At 64.6% G+C, this 15,224-nt stretch carries 16 protein-coding genes; 7 read left to right on the forward strand and 9 right to left on the reverse strand.

The features are described from left to right. Positions 1-575: 575 nt before the first annotated feature. Together ACYCVF_RS05410 and ACYCVF_RS05415 are read right to left on the reverse strand one after the other, a co-directional pair. Positions 576-974, reverse strand: a complete 399-nt coding sequence (locus tag ACYCVF_RS05410) for a hypothetical protein (RefSeq protein WP_459597635.1) — start codon at positions 972-974, stop codon at positions 576-578. 38 nt (positions 975-1,012) lie between these two features. After that, positions 1,013-1,243 (reverse strand): hypothetical protein, encoded by a 231-nt coding sequence (locus tag ACYCVF_RS05415; RefSeq protein WP_459597637.1) that lies wholly within the window; start codon positions 1,241-1,243, stop codon positions 1,013-1,015. A gap of 101 nt (positions 1,244-1,344) precedes the next feature. Between ACYCVF_RS05415 and ACYCVF_RS05420 the strand changes: the two genes are divergently transcribed. Beyond that, positions 1,345-2,166 carry a helix-turn-helix domain-containing protein gene (locus ACYCVF_RS05420; protein ID WP_459597639.1) on the forward strand — a complete coding sequence of 274 codons (822 nt, stop codon included), beginning with the start codon at positions 1,345-1,347 and terminating at the stop codon, positions 2,164-2,166. 70 nt (positions 2,167-2,236) lie between these two features. Continuing rightward, positions 2,237-2,902 carry a DsbA family oxidoreductase gene (locus ACYCVF_RS05425; protein WP_459597641.1) on the forward strand — a complete coding sequence of 222 codons (666 nt, stop codon included), beginning with the start codon at positions 2,237-2,239 and terminating at the stop codon, positions 2,900-2,902. 5 nt (positions 2,903-2,907) lie between these two features. On the opposite strand, the gene ACYCVF_RS05430 is transcribed toward ACYCVF_RS05425, so the two are convergent. Together ACYCVF_RS05430 and ACYCVF_RS05435 are read right to left on the reverse strand one after the other, a co-directional pair. Then, positions 2,908-4,077: a GNAT family N-acetyltransferase gene (locus ACYCVF_RS05430; RefSeq protein WP_459597643.1), complete on the reverse strand. Its 1,170-nt coding sequence runs from the start codon at positions 4,075-4,077 to the stop codon at positions 2,908-2,910. A 108-nt stretch (positions 4,078-4,185) separates the two neighbouring features. Continuing rightward, positions 4,186-5,124 carry a transglutaminase family protein gene (locus ACYCVF_RS05435; protein ID WP_459597645.1) on the reverse strand — a complete coding sequence of 313 codons (939 nt, stop codon included), beginning with the start codon at positions 5,122-5,124 and terminating at the stop codon, positions 4,186-4,188. A gap of 179 nt (positions 5,125-5,303) precedes the next feature. On the opposite strand from ACYCVF_RS05435, the gene ACYCVF_RS05440 reads away from it, so the two are divergent. Continuing rightward, positions 5,304-6,167, forward strand: a complete 864-nt coding sequence (locus ACYCVF_RS05440) for a transglutaminase-like domain-containing protein (protein ID WP_459597647.1) — start codon at positions 5,304-5,306, stop codon at positions 6,165-6,167. Between the two features lie 81 nt (positions 6,168-6,248). Here the strand turns inward: ACYCVF_RS05440 and ccoG are convergent, their stop codons facing one another. Genes ccoG through ACYCVF_RS05460 form a run of 4 tightly spaced genes read right to left on the reverse strand, consistent with a single transcriptional unit; the run spans position 6,249 to position 9,680 of the window. Next, positions 6,249-7,688, reverse strand: coding sequence for a cytochrome c oxidase accessory protein CcoG (ccoG, locus tag ACYCVF_RS05445; protein ID WP_459597649.1), 1,440 nt, complete (start codon positions 7,686-7,688; stop codon positions 6,249-6,251). A gap of 36 nt (positions 7,689-7,724) precedes the next feature. Further along, entirely contained in the window at positions 7,725-7,928 is a 204-nt protein-coding gene (locus ACYCVF_RS05450; protein ID WP_459597651.1) for a YgaP family membrane protein, read from the reverse strand. Between the two features lie 25 nt (positions 7,929-7,953). Next, complete coding sequence (gene trxC / locus ACYCVF_RS05455) at positions 7,954-8,397, reverse strand: thioredoxin TrxC (protein WP_459597653.1); 444 nt, start codon at positions 8,395-8,397, stop codon at positions 7,954-7,956. Continuing rightward, entirely contained in the window at positions 8,394-9,680 is a 1,287-nt protein-coding gene (locus ACYCVF_RS05460; RefSeq protein WP_459597655.1) for an NAD(P)/FAD-dependent oxidoreductase, read from the reverse strand. The genes trxC and ACYCVF_RS05460 overlap by 4 nt, the downstream gene beginning before the upstream one ends. A gap of 116 nt (positions 9,681-9,796) precedes the next feature. Between ACYCVF_RS05460 and ACYCVF_RS05465 the strand changes: the two genes are divergently transcribed. The 4 genes from ACYCVF_RS05465 (at position 9,797) to ACYCVF_RS05480 (ending at position 14,806) form a co-directional block, all read left to right on the forward strand. Beyond that, entirely contained in the window at positions 9,797-10,096 is a 300-nt protein-coding gene (locus tag ACYCVF_RS05465) for an ArsR/SmtB family transcription factor (protein ID WP_371740165.1), read from the forward strand. 127 nt (positions 10,097-10,223) lie between these two features. Then, positions 10,224-11,219: an efflux RND transporter periplasmic adaptor subunit gene (locus tag ACYCVF_RS05470; protein ID WP_459597658.1), complete on the forward strand. Its 996-nt coding sequence runs from the start codon at positions 10,224-10,226 to the stop codon at positions 11,217-11,219. Beyond that, a complete protein-coding gene (locus ACYCVF_RS05475; protein WP_459597660.1) occupies positions 11,216-14,425 on the forward strand; it encodes an efflux RND transporter permease subunit in 3,210 nt (1,069 codons plus the stop codon). The genes ACYCVF_RS05470 and ACYCVF_RS05475 overlap by 4 nt, the downstream gene beginning before the upstream one ends. Positions 14,426-14,449: 24 nt before the next feature. After that, positions 14,450-14,806, forward strand: a complete 357-nt coding sequence (locus tag ACYCVF_RS05480) for a carboxymuconolactone decarboxylase family protein (protein ID WP_459597662.1) — start codon at positions 14,450-14,452, stop codon at positions 14,804-14,806. Positions 14,807-14,882: 76 nt separating this feature from the next. On the opposite strand, the gene ACYCVF_RS05485 is transcribed toward ACYCVF_RS05480, so the two are convergent. After that, positions 14,883-15,215, reverse strand: coding sequence for a hypothetical protein (locus tag ACYCVF_RS05485; protein WP_459597664.1), 333 nt, complete (start codon positions 15,213-15,215; stop codon positions 14,883-14,885). Between the last annotated feature and the right edge of the window lie 9 nt (positions 15,216-15,224).

Raw genomic sequence — 15,224 nt, forward strand, 5'->3', positions numbered from 1 at the left:
GGGTGCGGTGGACGCGGTAGCGCCGGCGCGATTGCGTGGGGACAGGGACGGGAGACCGTTGAGTCCCGGCGCGATGCGCATACGACACGGTGCGGTCACAGCGGTTTGGTCGATGGTCGGGGGTGCGCACACCAAGCCCCGGGCGCTGAGGCCAGGCCGTCCGCGGACGGAGAAGTCGTGTGGTCCCGACGCCCGGGGTTCTGGCGTCAAGTCTTGCGGTGATGCGGCGGCCCGACCGGGTCCTCACATCGATCGGCCGCAAGGGGACGGGGGCAATAGTGCAACGCTCCCCGAGGAGAGCACGAAGGACACCGTTAAAACCATCCGCGCAGGGAAGGCCGGGCGACCGGCATCACCTGTAGTCCACCCCGTGTGCATATCGTTGTACACGGACTCGGGTGCCGCCGGCGCCCGGCCTTCCCTGCGCCCTCCGGCAACGAAGGGTGCGATCGATCGGGCAAAGCTCGGGCGAAATGCGCCGCGAGAACGCGAGGCCATGCATGCTTTCGGATGCGATGCGATTTGATGAGACGTTCGCGTTCCCGCGGGCCGTGCCGCGTCATGTCACCAAGCCATCACGCCGCCACCATACTCCCGCTCTTCCGCAATCCCACATATTGCAGCTCGGCAAACACGCCGGTCGCGATTGCCTGCGCCACGACCATGAGCGCGCCGGCGAGGTTCGGCGACACCGCGCCCGAAATCAGCAATGCGATGCTGCCGACCGTCCAGGCCGCATTGCCGACAACGACCAGCAGGACGAGCAGTTTCGGTACCGAGGCGCGCGAGGCGAGCCAGCCGACCAGCGCGCCGTAGGCGATCAGGAACAGGCCGGTTTCAAGCAGCAGCGTTTCCGGCAGATTGAACAGCCTCGCGAACGCGCCTGCACCGAAGGTGAAGCCGAGCGCGGCGATGCCGCTGAAGGCGGCGTCGGCGAGAAGTGCGCGGCGCAGGAAGGTGGATGATTCGATCATCTTGGGTCTCCTTGGTTGGGGTGGGCTCTGGTTGGAACTCAACGCCGCCCGCGCCAGCAGGCGCGGAGCAGGCGAGCGAGGCGGAACGGGCAGAGGCTCCTGCCAACGTCGTGCTCGAAGGCGATGACCCGGGCGACGACATAGTCGCCGGTCGAATGCACCAGCGGCTCCGGCACGTTGAGGCCGCGCGCAAGCATCCGCGTTGCGAAAGTCATGGCCCAGGGAACGAGGTGGTCTGCAATGGTCCGGTAGAGCAACAGTGCGATCATGGTCATCTCCTGTTGCTGCCGAAGATGCGCGCGGTTGCGCCCCAATTCGATTACCTCGCGGGTAATGGAAGGGCGGAAATCCACATGCTAGATTTTCGACCATGAACGCACATGCTTCCACGGCACGGACCGAACGCAGCCAGCCCGTCCATATCGGCGACCATTTGCGCGAATGGCGGCAGCGCCGCCGCATGAGCCAGCTCGATCTCGCCGGCGAAGCCGAGATATCGGCGCGGCACCTGAGCTTCGTCGAGACCGGCCGTGCCGCGCCCTCGCGCGACATGGTGCTGAGGCTCGCCGAGCGCCTCGACGTGCCCTTGCGCGAACGCAACGTGCTGTTGGTCGCGGCGGGTTACGCGCCGGCATTCCCGCAGCGCACGCTGGAGGATCCCGCCTTGAAGTCAGCCCGCCGGGCGATCGACCTCGTGCTCAAAGCGCATGAGCCCAATCCCGCGCTTGCAGTAGACAGGCACTGGAATCTGGTCTCAGCCAACCGCATGGTGGCACCGCTGCTCGCGGGCATCCCGCCGCATCTGCTCGGTCAGCCCATTAACGTGCTGCGGCTCGCCTTCCATCCCGAGGCGCTGGCGCCTCGCACGGTCAATCTTGCGGAATGGTGCGGACATCTGCTGGAGCGGCTGCACCGCCAATGCGAGACCACCGCCGATCCCGAGCTGATCAAGCTCTACAATGATTTGAAGAGCTATCCCATTCCGGCGCGTTCGGCGCCGCTGTCGAGCGACAATGTCGCGATCCCCTTCAAGCTGCGGCACGAGGGCGAGATACTTAGTTTCTTCTCCACCACCATGGTGTTCGGCACGCCCGTCGACATCACGCTGTCGGAGCTGGCGCTGGAGACGTTCTTTCCGGCCGACGAGCGCACGGCCGAACGGCTGAAGCAGATGGCAGCAGCCATGACCTAGCGCTCTTGCCTCGGGGCGGGTTCTGCTTATCTTTGGGCAAACCCGCACCGGCCCGAAGGAGGCGCCTGACATGAGCACGCTGAAACCGCTCCAGATCGACGTCGTCTCCGACGTGGTGTGCCCCTGGTGCTACATCGGCAAGCACCGGATCGAGAGCGCGCTCGCGCTCGTGCCTGACGTTCCGGTCAAGCTCAATTTCCGTCCCTTCTTCCTCAATCCCTGGGTGCCGCCCGAGGGCATCAGCCGTGAGGCCTATCTCATCCAGAAGTTCGGCTCGGTCGAAGCCTATAAGGGCATTGCCGGGCGGGTCGTCGCGGCCGCGGGCGAGGAGGGCCTCGTCTACAAGCCCGAGCTTGTGGCGCGCCAGCCCAACACGACCGACTGCCACCGCCTCATCCTGTGGGCCGAGGCGATCGGCAAGGCGCCGGAGATGAAGCAGCGCCTGATGGAGCTCTATTTCCGCGACGGCGGCGATCTCACTGATGTGAACGTGCTGGTGCAGGCGGCCGCCCATGTCGGTCTCGATGCCGACGAAGTGCGCAAGCGCCTCGCCACAGACGAGGACGTCGCGCGCGTCTCGGCGGATGCGCAGGAAGCCGCCGAGAAGGGCATCTCCGGCGTGCCGACCTATGTCTTCGCGCAGAAATACGCCGTCTCCGGCGCGCAGGATCCGAACCTGCTCGCCCGTGCCATCCGCCAGGTCTCGGCGGAGATCAACGCGCAGGCGGCGGAGTAGCTGTTCTATTTACGAAGTAGGTGAACTGCGCGGCGCGCCGCTGCGTAGGCGATGCCGTGCGCCGCGAGCGCGCCGTGAACCAGCGTCACGACCGGATCGTACCGCCGCAGCGGGATCAGCACGTCACCGATCGCGAAGCGCCCGCGCCAGATCGGATTGATCATGGGGTGATCGGCGCTCGCCGTCGAGTCCGCGCTGGCGATGGCGGGATCGGCGCAGAGATGGCGGGTGAGGTCGAGCGTGAGCTGCACGCCCGGCGAATATCGTGCAAAGCGCTCGTCGATGCCGAGCTTGAAGAAGAAAGCGCGGTCCTGGTGACGCAGCACGATGCCGGCGGCGACCGGAGTCGTGCCGGCGCGCAATGTGACGATCTCGCACTGCGCGGTCTCCGCCAGCGCCGGCACGGCGCGGCGGATGAAGGTCGCATCGCCCACATGCTGGATCAGCGCGGTGCCGCGCTTGCCTTTCCAGCCGCCGGCTTCGAGCTGCAGGAATGTTTCGAGCGCCGGCCCGATCTCGTCGGGCCTGCGCGCAACCTCGAACATGACGGCGCCGTGTTCTTCGAGGCGATGGCGCTGGCGCCGCAGCTCCTTGAGCTTCTTGGCGCCGAGCGCCTCGCGCAGCAGCGTCTCGCCATCCCGCGTCGCATCGAGGCTGGCGCGGATGTAGGAGGAGAGGACACGCGGCCGCAGGCCGTCGCGATCCAGGACCTGCTTCAGCGAATTCATCGCCGCGCCGTCGAGCGCGACGTCGGTCAGCACGAGCGCATGCACGCCGGCCGCGCGCGCCTGCTGCAACAGGCGCGTGGTGGCCTCGAGCGGCGCGTCGCGATCGATCAAAGGGCTGCACAGCGTGCCATAGGGATGCGCGGTCGCCAGCGCGGGCAGGGGAATTTTCCAGGCGCGCCAGAGCGAGATGACCGGCATCAGCCCGATCAGCCGCGTTCCAGATCCGTTGAAGGCTGTCAGCGCCAATGCGTCCGTGCGGCCGCGCGCGGTGGCACTGACGGCGAGCTCCCAGCCGGGCAGGTAATATCCGTTCGGTTCGACAGCCCGCTGTGCGAGCGCGCGCCATTGACCGGGTTCGATCGCCGTCACCGGCACAGGCGCCCGCACCTTCGCGGCATCCCTTGCCGATGCCGGATTGATGGCTGCCTGATGCGCGATGTCGACCACGTTCCGTCGTCCCCGTTTACGCGGGCAATGCCCGTCTCAGGAGGACCATCCTTAGCGCAAAGATTGGAAAGATAGCGTTGGGACCCAGAATCAATCCGAGCGGTTCTGTTAACGTCCCGTTGAGGATACTGCATCCAGACCGGGCGCCGCCGTGCCCGCTTCCTCGGGCTCCGGTCTGGTCTCGGTCTTCACGTTGACCGCGACCTCCATTCCGAGCTCATCGTCCGGCTCCCCCCAGTAGGACCCCGAGAGCGGGATCACCTGGGCCGGCGTGCGGGCAACTCCGACCCTGATCAGATCGCGGTTTCCGACAATCCCGTTGGTCGGATCGAACTCGACCCAGCCCGAGCCCGGGACGTAGATCGAGCACCATGCGTGGGTCGAGCCTCCGCCCAGCCGCGCCGGGCCGTCACGGTCCGGCACGTAGACGTAACCGGTGATGAAGCGCGCCGCAAAACCGAGCGATCGGGCGGCCTCCATCATCAGCAGGGCAAAGTCGCGACACGTTCCCTGCTGCAGTTCGAGCGTTTCGGCGGGGGTTTGGGTGCCATGCGAGGTTCTCCTCCGATAGGAGAAACCTTCCGCGATCGCTTCGTTGAGCGTCATCAGCAATTGCCCTGTCGGACGGCTCGCCGAGGGCGCAATGAACTTCGACAACCAGTCGTCGACGGCAACGTCGCCGGGATGATGCCGGAGCATGTACGGTGCGAGATCCGGCAACTCGGTCTCGTCGTAGGCGAACGGATGCTCGTGGGCATATGGCTCGATCCGGAAGTCCGGCGCGTTCTCGGGTGTATGGTCCAGCCGGATCGTGGTGTCGAATTCCAGCACGTCGGTCCGGGCCGCAAAATCGACGATGGTTACGCAATTGCCGAACACGTCGTGGATCCAGCGGATTTCCGACGGCTCGGGGCGCACGTCGAGTCGGCACGCGAGCAGGCGCTGATCGAAGCTGTCGCGCGGACGAAACAGCAATTGGTGCTGCCCGAGCCTGACGGGGTGCCGGTAGCGGTAGATCGTGCTGTGGTGGACGGAATAGAGGGGCATCTGGTGTACTCGGGCTCGCGCCATATGAGCCTGCTTCTGCATCGGTTCCAAGAGCCCAATTGTCCGTGCAAACCGCACAAGTGCCTTGCATTTCGGCAGATTCGCAGGAGCGCACGCGGAACCAATGATCCCGCCCCGAGCTTGTCGACGACATCAGCGGCGATGCAGAGGACACGATCTTGAAGATCCGGGCAGGCTACGACATTGCGTTCAACTGTTTCCAGGACGTGCCGACGGTGCTGATGCTGAGCGTTCATCCGTCACGGCAAGGCGACCTCCTGACCGATCATGCCATCCGGGTGTCGCCGAACGTTGCGCTCAGGGACTACAAGGATGGGTTCGGCAACGTCTGCACGCGGCTTGTCGCCCCTGTTGGTCAAATCAACATCCGCAACGAGTTCATCATCGAGGATAGCGGGTTGCCCGACGAGGTTGCGCCTGATGCCGAACAGATCCCGTTGGACCAGCTCCCCGATGAAGCGCTGGTGTATCTTCTCGGCAGTCGCTACTGCGACACTCAGCGGCTGACCGATTTGGCGTGGTCGACGTTCGGTCAAATCAAAGGCGGCTGGCGCCGTGTCCAGACGATCTGTGATTACGTTCACGGCCATATCAAGTTTGGCTATCAGTTCGCACGAAGTGACCGGACGGCTTCCGAAGGCCACCAGGAGCGTATCGGCGTTTGCAGGGACTTCGCGCACCTGGCTGTCACCTTGTGCCGCTGCATGAACATCCCGGCCCGCTATTGCACTGGTTACCTCGGCGATATCGGCGTGCCGCCGGATCCGGCGCCGATGGATTTCAGCGCCTGGTTCGAAGCCTACGTCGGCGGACGTTGGTACACGTTCGATGCGCGGCACAATCATCCCCGAATCGGCCGCGTCGTGATCGCGCGCGGCAGGGATGCAGCCGACGTCGCCATTTCGACTGCTTTTGGCCCGGCGGAACTCGTGCGATTCAAGGTGATCACGAACGAGGTGCGCGACTGTGATGCCATCCCCATCCAACCTGCGATGGCACTGGAGCAGCCGCTGTTCGCTTGAATCGGCGAAAGCGCCTGGCGTCCCGGTTCCGGTAGTGACCGGCCTGGCTGTCCATCGGTGGCGGCGAGGTCCCACCGGTGGCTATTTCTCACCCGGGACGAAATGGTCGCGGGCACCTGCGCGTTCGCCGCTGACCGTGTCAGTGATGGCGATATCGATGTCGCGCGAAGTCTTCGGCAGATCGGTCGGGCCGACCTGCACCGACAGCCGGACTTCGCTGGTCTGATCCTGCCCGACCTCGACGACGGGCTTGCCGTCGGAATTCGGCGCCATGCCCGCGACGCGGACGGTCGCGCCCGGCAGGCCTGAGACTTCGATTGCGAACGATCGTTGCGGGCCCTTGTTGAGGATGCGGACGGTGTAGTCGTTGCGCACACCACCATCCGAGAGCTGGACGAACAGCGGATTGCGCTCGTGCAGCACGTTGACGTCCAACGTCGCGCGCGTGGCGAGCGTGTACAGCATGATGCTGCCGACGAGCGCGATGGCTGCGGCATAGACCAGTGTGCGCGGACGGATGATGCGGTAGATCGGCGGCTTGCCTTCGCGCCGGCGCTGCATGTTGATGTCGGTGTCGTAGCCGATCAGGCCTTTGGGCCGTCCGATCTCGCCCATGACGTTGTCGCAGGCATCGATGCACAAGCCGCACTGGATGCAGCCGAGCTGGATGCCGTTGCGGATATCGACGCCGGTCGGACAGACATTGATGCACTGATGGCAGTCGACGCAATCGCCGGCGGGACTGCCGTGCGCGCGGGCGGCATCCGCTTTCTTCACCGACATGCGCGGCTCGCCGCGGTCGCGGCGATAGGTGACGTTGAGCGCCCATTCGTCGGTCAACGCCGCCTGGATCCGCGGCCACGGACACATGTAAATGCACATCTGTTCGCGGGCGTGGCCGGCGAAGACATAGGTGGTGGCGGTGAGAATGCCGATCCAGAGATAGGCGATGAAGGGCGCCTGGAAGGTCGCGAGCTCCCTCACCAGCGTTGGCGCATCTGCGAAATAGAGCACCCAGGCGCCGCCGGTCCACCATGCGATCATGATCCAGAGGAAGTGCTTGAGTGCGACCTTCCGGAGGTGATCGAACGTCCAGTAACGCTTGTCGCCCTGCATGCGCTCGCGCCGGTCGCCTTCGACCCAGCGCTCGACCGCATAGAACAGATCGGTCCACACGGTCTGCGGACACATGTAGCCGCACCACAGCCGCCCCGCGACCGCGTTCATCAGGAAGAGCGTCATGGCCGCGATGATGAGGAGGCCGGTGAAGTAGTAGACCTCCTGCGGCCACAGCTCGATGAAGAAGAAGTAGAAGCGCCGATGCGGGAGGTCGATCAGCACGGCCTGATCGGGCAGGCCGGGCCCGCGATTCCAGCGCACGAACGGCAGGAGATAATAGGTCCCGAGCGTGACGCAGAGGATCGCCCATTTGATACGGCGGAAAGGGCCGTGGACCGACTGCGGATAGACCTTCCTACGCTTCTCGTAGAGAGGTCCCTCGATGAAGGTGTCGTCGGTCATGGCAAGTTCCCCCGTATCACAGGCTGGATTGCGCGTTCAGGAGAACGCGCAACCGCTGCTCAGGCCCAGCTTCCTGAACACGATCGCCGCCGGGCAGAAGCCGGTGAACGAGGCCTGCAACATGTTCAGTCCGGCAAATGCCGTCAGCAGGTACCAATACGCATTCACATAGGCGCCGAGTGCGAGACCGAGCAGGACGACGCATCCCGCAAAGGCGAGAACGGCTTTATCGACATTCATGGCAGGCTCCTTCTTTCTGGCTAAGTTACGAACGGGTCAGGCCGGCTTCAGTCCAGGCGACGATGCTGCGTGCATCCATCGCGCCGGAATGCCGGGCGATCTCGCGGCCGCCGCGCATCAACAGCAGGGTCGGTATGCCGCTGATGTTGAGGCGCGACGACAGTTCAGGTGCATTGTCCGAGTTGAGCTTCAACAGCCGGACGTTCGGCTCCAGCTGCTGCGCGGCGCGCTCGAACATCGGTGCCATGGCGCGGCACGGGCCGCACCACGGTGCCCAGACGTCGACCAGCACGGGAATGTCGCTGTTGGCGACATGGCGGCCGAAGGCCTCCTCGTCCACCTCGATCGGATGAGCGGTGAACATGGGCTGGTGACAGGCGCCGCAACGCGCACCTTGCGCCGCGCGTTCGGCAGGCAGGCGATTGATGCGTCCGCAACTGCCGCAGACGATCTGGCGTGTCGTGCTCATGTGCCGGTTCGGACCTCCTTGAGCTTGGTGATGTTCAGCTTGTCGAGAACGAAGCGCTCGTAGAACGGCTCGCTCTCGCCGCGCCGCATCTTGCGCAGGAAGTATTTCTCGAAGGCCACCTTGGCGAGGTGCACCCATTCGCCCTTGGAGGACCAATTGACGTTTCGCGGCGGGATCTGCGGCTGAGCCAGGAAGGCGACGCCGGAGTCACCGAAGTCGGCGAGGCAAATCGCGTTCCAGGTCGGCTCTGCCGTGGGCGCCTTGCCGCGGAGCAGGGCGCCGATGTTCATCGCCGTCGCCGTCACCATGGATTCGATCATGAAGCCCGTCTTTGGGACGCCGACCGGCACTGGGGTTGCGCCGACCGGCGCGATCGCGACGCAGACACCGACCGCGAACACGTTGGGAAAAGCGGGGTTCTGCTGGTGCTTGTCGACGACGACGAAGCCGCGCGGGTTGGTCAGTTTCTCGATGCCGCGCACCGCCTCGACGCCGCGGAAGGCAGGCAACATCATCGAATAGGCGAATGGCAGCTCATGGGCCTTGCGAGACGTGCCGTCGTCAGCGAACTCCTCCACCGACATCAGGCCGGGGGCGACTTTGTCGACGCGGGCGTTGGTGATCCACTTGATGTGCTTCTCCCGCATCTCGCTCTCCAGGAGACCCTTGGTGTCTCCGACGCCGTCCAGACCGAGATGGCCGATATAGGGCTCCGAGGTGACGAACGTCATCGGCACCCGATCGCGCAGCTTTCGCCGGCGCAGCTCCGTTTCGAGGATGAAGAGGAATTCGTAGGCCGGCCCGAAGCAGGAGGCGCCCTGCACGGCGCCGATGACGACGGGGCCGGGGTTCGCCGCGAGCTTCTCGAAGGCCTCGCGCGCATGGGTGGCATGATCGACGTGGCAGATCGACTGCGTATGGCCTTGTGGGCCGAGACCCGGAATCTCATCGAACGCCAGTTCGGGGCCGGTCGCGACGACCAGATAGTCGTAGTCGATCGACGTGCCGTCGCCGAGATCGACACGGCTCTCGGTCGGGTGGACGCGACTTGCGCCCTGCGTGAGCAGTCGCACGCCCTTGCGTTTCATGACGTCCGCCAGATCAATCTCGATCTCTTCGCGCTTGCGCCAGCCGACGGCGACCCAAGGATTGGATGGGACGAAATGATAGACGGCGCCTTGCGAGACGACGCTGACGCGATCCTCCTTTCTCAGCTGCGGCAACAATTCATAGGCCATCAGTGTTCCGCTCAGGCCGGCTCCGATTACGACAACTTCCGCCATGGGTTACCTCCGTTGGATCAAACCGCTTCGCCTGTTCAGTTCCGGCTGTCGTGCGGCGCTTGACTATATATTCGTAAGTTCGTATATACGCAACTATGAAAGTAAATGCTGAAATCATGGAGCGGGCGGCGGATCAGGCGAGCGAGCTTTTGAAGGCGCTCGCGAACCGACACCGTCTGCTGATTATCTGCCAGTTGATCGATGGCGAGCGATCGGTAGGCGAGCTCGCCGAATTCTTGAGCCTGCGGGACTCCACGGTGTCCCAGCATCTAGCGCTCCTTCGCAAGGACGGTCTGGTGTCGGCCCGGCGCGAGGCGCAGACGATCTTCTATTCGATCGCAAGCGAGCCGGCGCGCGAGGTATTGAAGACGCTCTACCAGGCGTTCTGCGCGCCGAAGTCCGCCAGGACCAGATGAACCTAAGAGAGTTCGGAGGAGGGCGCCTTGACCAGGATCAACACGCCCCTTTCCGATGCAGATGAAATGAGCTGCGCAGCGGCGTGGTGATGTTTTGCTCATGACACGGAAAAGTCCCATGCGATGTATGGCGAGTTATTTGGGCCTGCTGGCTGCCTTCGCGGCGATAGGCTTGTCTGAAACAACGGCGACGGCCGCCGAAGCATTCGTGGTCACGCCGCAATCGATCGCTGATCAAAAGGCCGTCTTCGCCACGGTCGAAAGCACCAGCGTTGTGCCGGCGCGCGGACGGATTGGCGGTACGGTGGTTCAGCTCAAGGTCAGGGAAGGGGATCGCGTTGCCGCCGGCCAGGCAATCGCGACCATCGGGGACGAAAAGCTCGTGCTGCAGATGAAATCGCTCGATGCACAGATCGAGGCGCTGCAGGCGCAGGCGAACCAGGCGCAGCTCGACTTCACCCGGACCGAAGGGCTGGTCGAGCGCGGCATCCTGCCGCGGATCAAGCTCGACGAACAGCGCACCGCGCTGAACGTCGCTGAGAACGGCCTGCGTGCCAAGACGGCCGAACGCGCGGTGATCAACGAGCAGCTCAACCAGGGGCAGGTGCTCGCGCCGGCAGACGGCCGCGTGTTGAAGCGGTTGATCACGATCGGATCCGTCGTGCTCGCCGGCGATCCGATCGTCACCGTCGCTCAACAGAATTTCAAGCTGCGGCTTCGCGTGCCGGAGCGGCACGCGCGCTTCCTCAAGGCTGGCGACAAAATTCGGATCGATGGCGCGGAGTTCGTCGGAGAAGCCGCCAAGTCGGGCGTCATCGACCTCGTCTATCCTCAAATCGAGGAGGGGCGCGTCATTGCGGATGCGACGGTCGAGGGCCTCGGCGAATATTTCGTCGGTGACCGCCTGCGGGTCTGGATCTCCGGCGGCACGAGAGCGGCCTTCGTCATCCCGTCGAGCTATGTGTCGACCAGGTTCGGCATCGACTACGTTCGGCTTCAGAAGGATAGCGGAACGATGGACGTGCCGGTGCAGCGTGGGCGCGAATTGCCGACGCCGGCGCTGTCCGACGGACTCGAGATCCTGTCCGGCATTTCAGCCGGCGACCAATTGGTGCGGCCATGAATCTCGGGCTGTCGGGCCGGTTGACGAGTGCGACGATCGGATCGCCGCTGACCCCGCTTTTCCTGCTCGCGGCGCTCGTCGTGGGGCTGATCGCCGTGGTGGTCATCCCGCGCGAGGAGGAGCCGCAGATCAGCGTTCCCATGGTGGACATCCGCGTCAATGCCGATGGCCTCCGAGCGCCGGACGCGGTGGAGCTGGTGAGCAAGCCGCTGGAATCGATCGTCAAAGGCATCGACGGCGTCGAGCACGTTTATAGCCAGACCGAGGATGATCGCGTGATGGTCACCGCGCGTTTCCTGGTCGGCACCAAGTTCGAGGACGCCATCCTGCGGGTGCACGAGAAGATCCGCGCCAATCTCGACCGAATTCCCGTCGGCATTCCCGAGCCGCTGATCGTCGGCCGGGGCATCAATGACGTCGCGGTGGCGGTATTGACGCTATCGCCGAAGCCGGAAGCTGCTGGCCGCTGGTCCGACAAGGATCTCTACGAGCTCGCCGACAAGCTGCGCGCGGAGCTGATGAAGGTCGACGATATTGGCCTGACCTACATATCCGGAGGCGCGGCGCAACAGATCCGGGTCGAGGCCGATCCGGAGAAGCTGTCGTTGTTCGGCGTTACGCTGCAGCAGCTCGTGGCCAAGGTGAAGGATGCCAACCGCTCGTTCCTGGCGGGGCAGGTCCGCGATGCCGGCATCGTGCGAAGCGTCGCGGCGGGCCAGACGCTGTCCGGGGTTCCCGATATCGGACTATTGCTCATCACGAGCCGCGACGGCCGGCCGGTCTATGTCAAGGACGTCGCCTCCGTCGTCGTCGGCCCGAGCACCGTCGAGCATCGCGTCTGGACGGAATCTCGCGATGCCGCCGGACAGTGGGCGCGTACGCCTGCCGTCAGCCTGGCGCTAGCCAAGCGGGCCGGCGCCAATGCGGTCGTCGTGTCCGAGAACATCGCCGAACGCCTCGCCGCGTTGAAGTCGCGCCTGATACCCGAAGATATCCAGGTGACGGTGACGCGCGACTACGGCGAGACCGCCAACGAGAAGGCCAACGAGTTGCTGTTCCACCTCGCCCTCGCGACGATCTCGATCGTGGTGCTGATCGCGATCGCGATCGGCTGGCGCGAGGCGCTGGTGACATTCGTCGTGATTCCCACGACGATCCTGCTCACGATGTTCGCCGCCAATTTGATGGGCTACACCATCAACCGCGTCAGCCTGTTCGCGTTGATCTTCTCGATCGGCATTCTCGTCGACGATGCCATCGTCGTCGTCGAGAACATCGCGCGGCACTGGGCCATGCGCGACGGCCGGCCGCGCTTGCAGGCGACCATCGAGGCGGTTGCGGAGGTCGGTAATCCCACCATCGTGGCGACCTTGACCGTCGTCGCTGCGCTGTTGCCGATGCTGTTCGTTTCGGGCCTGATGGGACCCTACATGGCGCCTATTCCGGCCAATGCGTCGGCTGCCATGCTGTTCTCGTTCTTCGTGGCAATGGTGGTCGCGCCCTGGCTGATGCTCAAGCTCGCGCCGAAGGGCGACGTTGCGCCGACGCATGCGGGCCACGACGAAGGCCGGCTCGGCCGCGTCTACCGACGCTTCGCCGCGCCGATCGTGCGGAGCAAGCGGTCGGCCTGGATATTCCTGATCGGCGTCGGCGTCGCGACGCTGCTGTCGACGACGCTGTTTGCGACCAAGTCGGTGACGGTCAAGCTTCTGCCGTTCGACAACAAGTCCGAAATCGCCGTTGTCGTCGATCTGCCGGAAGGGGCGAGCCTGGAGGCGACCGAGCGCACGCTGTTCGGCGCGGCCGAGATTGCGCGGCAATTGCCTGAGGTCACCTCGCTGCAATCCTACGCCGGCACGCCGGCTCCCTTCAATTTCAACGGCCTGGTGCGGCACTATTACTTGCGGGAGAGGCCCGAACTCGGCGAAGTGCAGGTCAACCTCGCTGCGCGCGGCGAGCGCAAGCGCGCGAGCCATGAGATCGCGCTCGATCTCCGCGAGAAGCTGAAGGCGCTCGGTCCGCCCACCGGCACCAGCGTCAAGGTGGTCGAAGTGCCGCCCGGGCCGCCCGTGCTGTCGACCCTGCTCGCCGAGGTCTATGGTCCCGATGCAACCACGCGCCGTGCGGTCGCGGCCGAGCTCAAGAAGGTTTTCGCGGACGTGCCGTTCATCGTCGACATCGACGATTCCATCGGCGACAAGCGGCCGCGGTTGCGGCTTTCGATCGACCAGGACCGGCTCGAATTCTTCGGCGTCGAGCAGCGCGACGTCTACGATACCATCCAGACGTTGTTCGGCGGCACCTCGATCGGCTACTCCCATCGCGGCGAGGACCGCAACCCGATCGAGATTGCGGTGCATCTCGGAAAGCGCGAACTGGTCTGGGACGAGGCGCTGGCCTCAACGCCGGTGCCGGCCAATACGCTGCCGGGCAGCAAGACGGTGGTCGAACTCGGCCAGATCGTGAAGGCGACCGTGGAGGAAGGCTCGCCGACGATCTTCCGCCGCGACGGCCGCTTCGCCGACATGGTCATGGCCGAGCTTGCCGGGCGCTTCGAGGCGCCGCTCTACGGCATGCTCGCGGTCGCCGATCGCGTGGATGCCCATGATTGGGGCAAGCTGCCGAAGCCCGCAATCAGCCTGCACGGCCAGCCATCGGACGAGTCCCGTCCGACGCTGCTGTGGGATGGCGAGTGGGAAATCACCTGGGTGACCTTCCGCGACATGGGTGCAGCCTTCGGCGCGGCCATCCTCGGGATCTACGTGCTGGTCGTCGCCCAGTTCAGGAGCTTCCGTCTGCCGCTCGTCATCCTGACGCCGATTCCGCTGACGCTGATCGGCATCCTGATCGGGCACTGGCTCCTGGGTGCGCCGTTCACCGCGACCTCGATGATCGGCTTCATCGCGCTCGCCGGCATCATCGTGCGCAATTCCATTTTGCTCGTCGACTTCATCCGGCACAGCGGCGCCGAAGGCAAGTCGCTGCGCGAAGTGGTGCTGGAAGCGGGCGCCGTCCGCTTCAAGCCGATCCTGCTTACCGCGCTTGCAGCCATGATCGGGGCGGCAACCATCCTGCTCGATCCGATCTTCCAGGGATTGGCGATCTCGCTCCTGTTCGGGCTTGCGTCGTCGACGCTGCTCACCGTGCTGGTGATTCCCGCCATCTACATCGCCTTGCGCGCTCCGCGCGAGGAGCTTCAGCCATAGCCAAGTTCAGCCAATGAGGATCCGATGGACAAGAACTACGTCGACATCACCAGGAACATCTCGACCAATCTGAAGAAACTGCGGAACGACATTCCCGACACAATGAAGGGATTTGCCGTGCTCGCGCAAGCGGCCACGCGCGACGGCGCGCTGGACAAGAAGACCAAGGAATTGATCGCGCTCGCGCTCGGCGTCGCCGCGCATTGCGACGGCTGCATCGGCTTTCACACCGAAGCGCTGGTCAAGCTCGGTGCGACGCGGCAAGAGATCGAAGAGACGCTCGGCATGGCCGTCTACATGGGCGGTGGGCCGTCGCTGATGTATGCCGCGGATGCGATCGCGGCCTACGAGCAGTTCCAGCAGCAATCGGCCGCCGTATAACGGCGTCACCCGATACGATTATACGAACGGGACCGGGCGACTAGTCTCGTCCGGTCCCGCCATCGAGCCTGACCGATTACCAGCGGTCGTCGACACCGACGCCGACGCTCACGCCGGGCGCGCGAATGCCGACTCCGCCGCGCGGGCCGTCGTCCCAATGGCGATGATAGCTTCGGCGCTCGTGATAGCGTTCGCGCGGCATGTAGTTATAGGAATCGCGTACGATCACGCGCGAACCGCTGCGCGTGCGATAGCAGCGGCCGGCGTCGTTGCAGACGAGCCGTACCTGCTGGACGAGATCTGGATTGGCGTACTCGCTGCTTGTGTAGATATCGGAAGCCTTCGCACTCGACGCGGCAGCCAAAGCACCCACGCCCGCCAGCAGCGCAATCGTAAACGTCCTCATCATGTCCTCCTC

The organism is Bradyrhizobium cedriense, assembly GCF_054602315.1.

Coding starts and splice junctions, on each gene's coding strand:
- ACYCVF_RS05410 (WP_459597635.1), bottom strand. CDS start 974: ATGATCGAATCATCCACCTTCCTGCGCCGCGCACTTCTCGCCGACGCC.
- ACYCVF_RS05415 (WP_459597637.1), bottom strand. CDS start 1,243: ATGATCGCACTGTTGCTCTACCGGACCATTGCAGACCACCTCGTTCCC.
- ACYCVF_RS05420 (WP_459597639.1), top strand. CDS start 1,345: ATGAACGCACATGCTTCCACGGCACGGACCGAACGCAGCCAGCCCGTC.
- ACYCVF_RS05425 (WP_459597641.1), top strand. CDS start 2,237: ATGAGCACGCTGAAACCGCTCCAGATCGACGTCGTCTCCGACGTGGTG.
- ACYCVF_RS05435 (WP_459597645.1), bottom strand. CDS start 5,124: ATGCCCCTCTATTCCGTCCACCACAGCACGATCTACCGCTACCGGCAC.
- ccoG (WP_459597649.1), bottom strand. CDS start 7,688: ATGACCGACGACACCTTCATCGAGGGACCTCTCTACGAGAAGCGTAGG.
- ACYCVF_RS05450 (WP_459597651.1), bottom strand. CDS start 7,928: ATGAATGTCGATAAAGCCGTTCTCGCCTTTGCGGGATGCGTCGTCCTG.
- trxC (WP_459597653.1), bottom strand. CDS start 8,397: ATGAGCACGACACGCCAGATCGTCTGCGGCAGTTGCGGACGCATCAAT.
- ACYCVF_RS05460 (WP_459597655.1), bottom strand. CDS start 9,680: ATGGCGGAAGTTGTCGTAATCGGAGCCGGCCTGAGCGGAACACTGATG.
- ACYCVF_RS05465 (WP_371740165.1), top strand. CDS start 9,797: ATGGAGCGGGCGGCGGATCAGGCGAGCGAGCTTTTGAAGGCGCTCGCG.
- ACYCVF_RS05470 (WP_459597658.1), top strand. CDS start 10,224: ATGGCGAGTTATTTGGGCCTGCTGGCTGCCTTCGCGGCGATAGGCTTG.
- ACYCVF_RS05475 (WP_459597660.1), top strand. CDS start 11,216: ATGAATCTCGGGCTGTCGGGCCGGTTGACGAGTGCGACGATCGGATCG.
- ACYCVF_RS05480 (WP_459597662.1), top strand. CDS start 14,450: ATGGACAAGAACTACGTCGACATCACCAGGAACATCTCGACCAATCTG.
- ACYCVF_RS05485 (WP_459597664.1), bottom strand. CDS start 15,215: ATGATGAGGACGTTTACGATTGCGCTGCTGGCGGGCGTGGGTGCTTTG.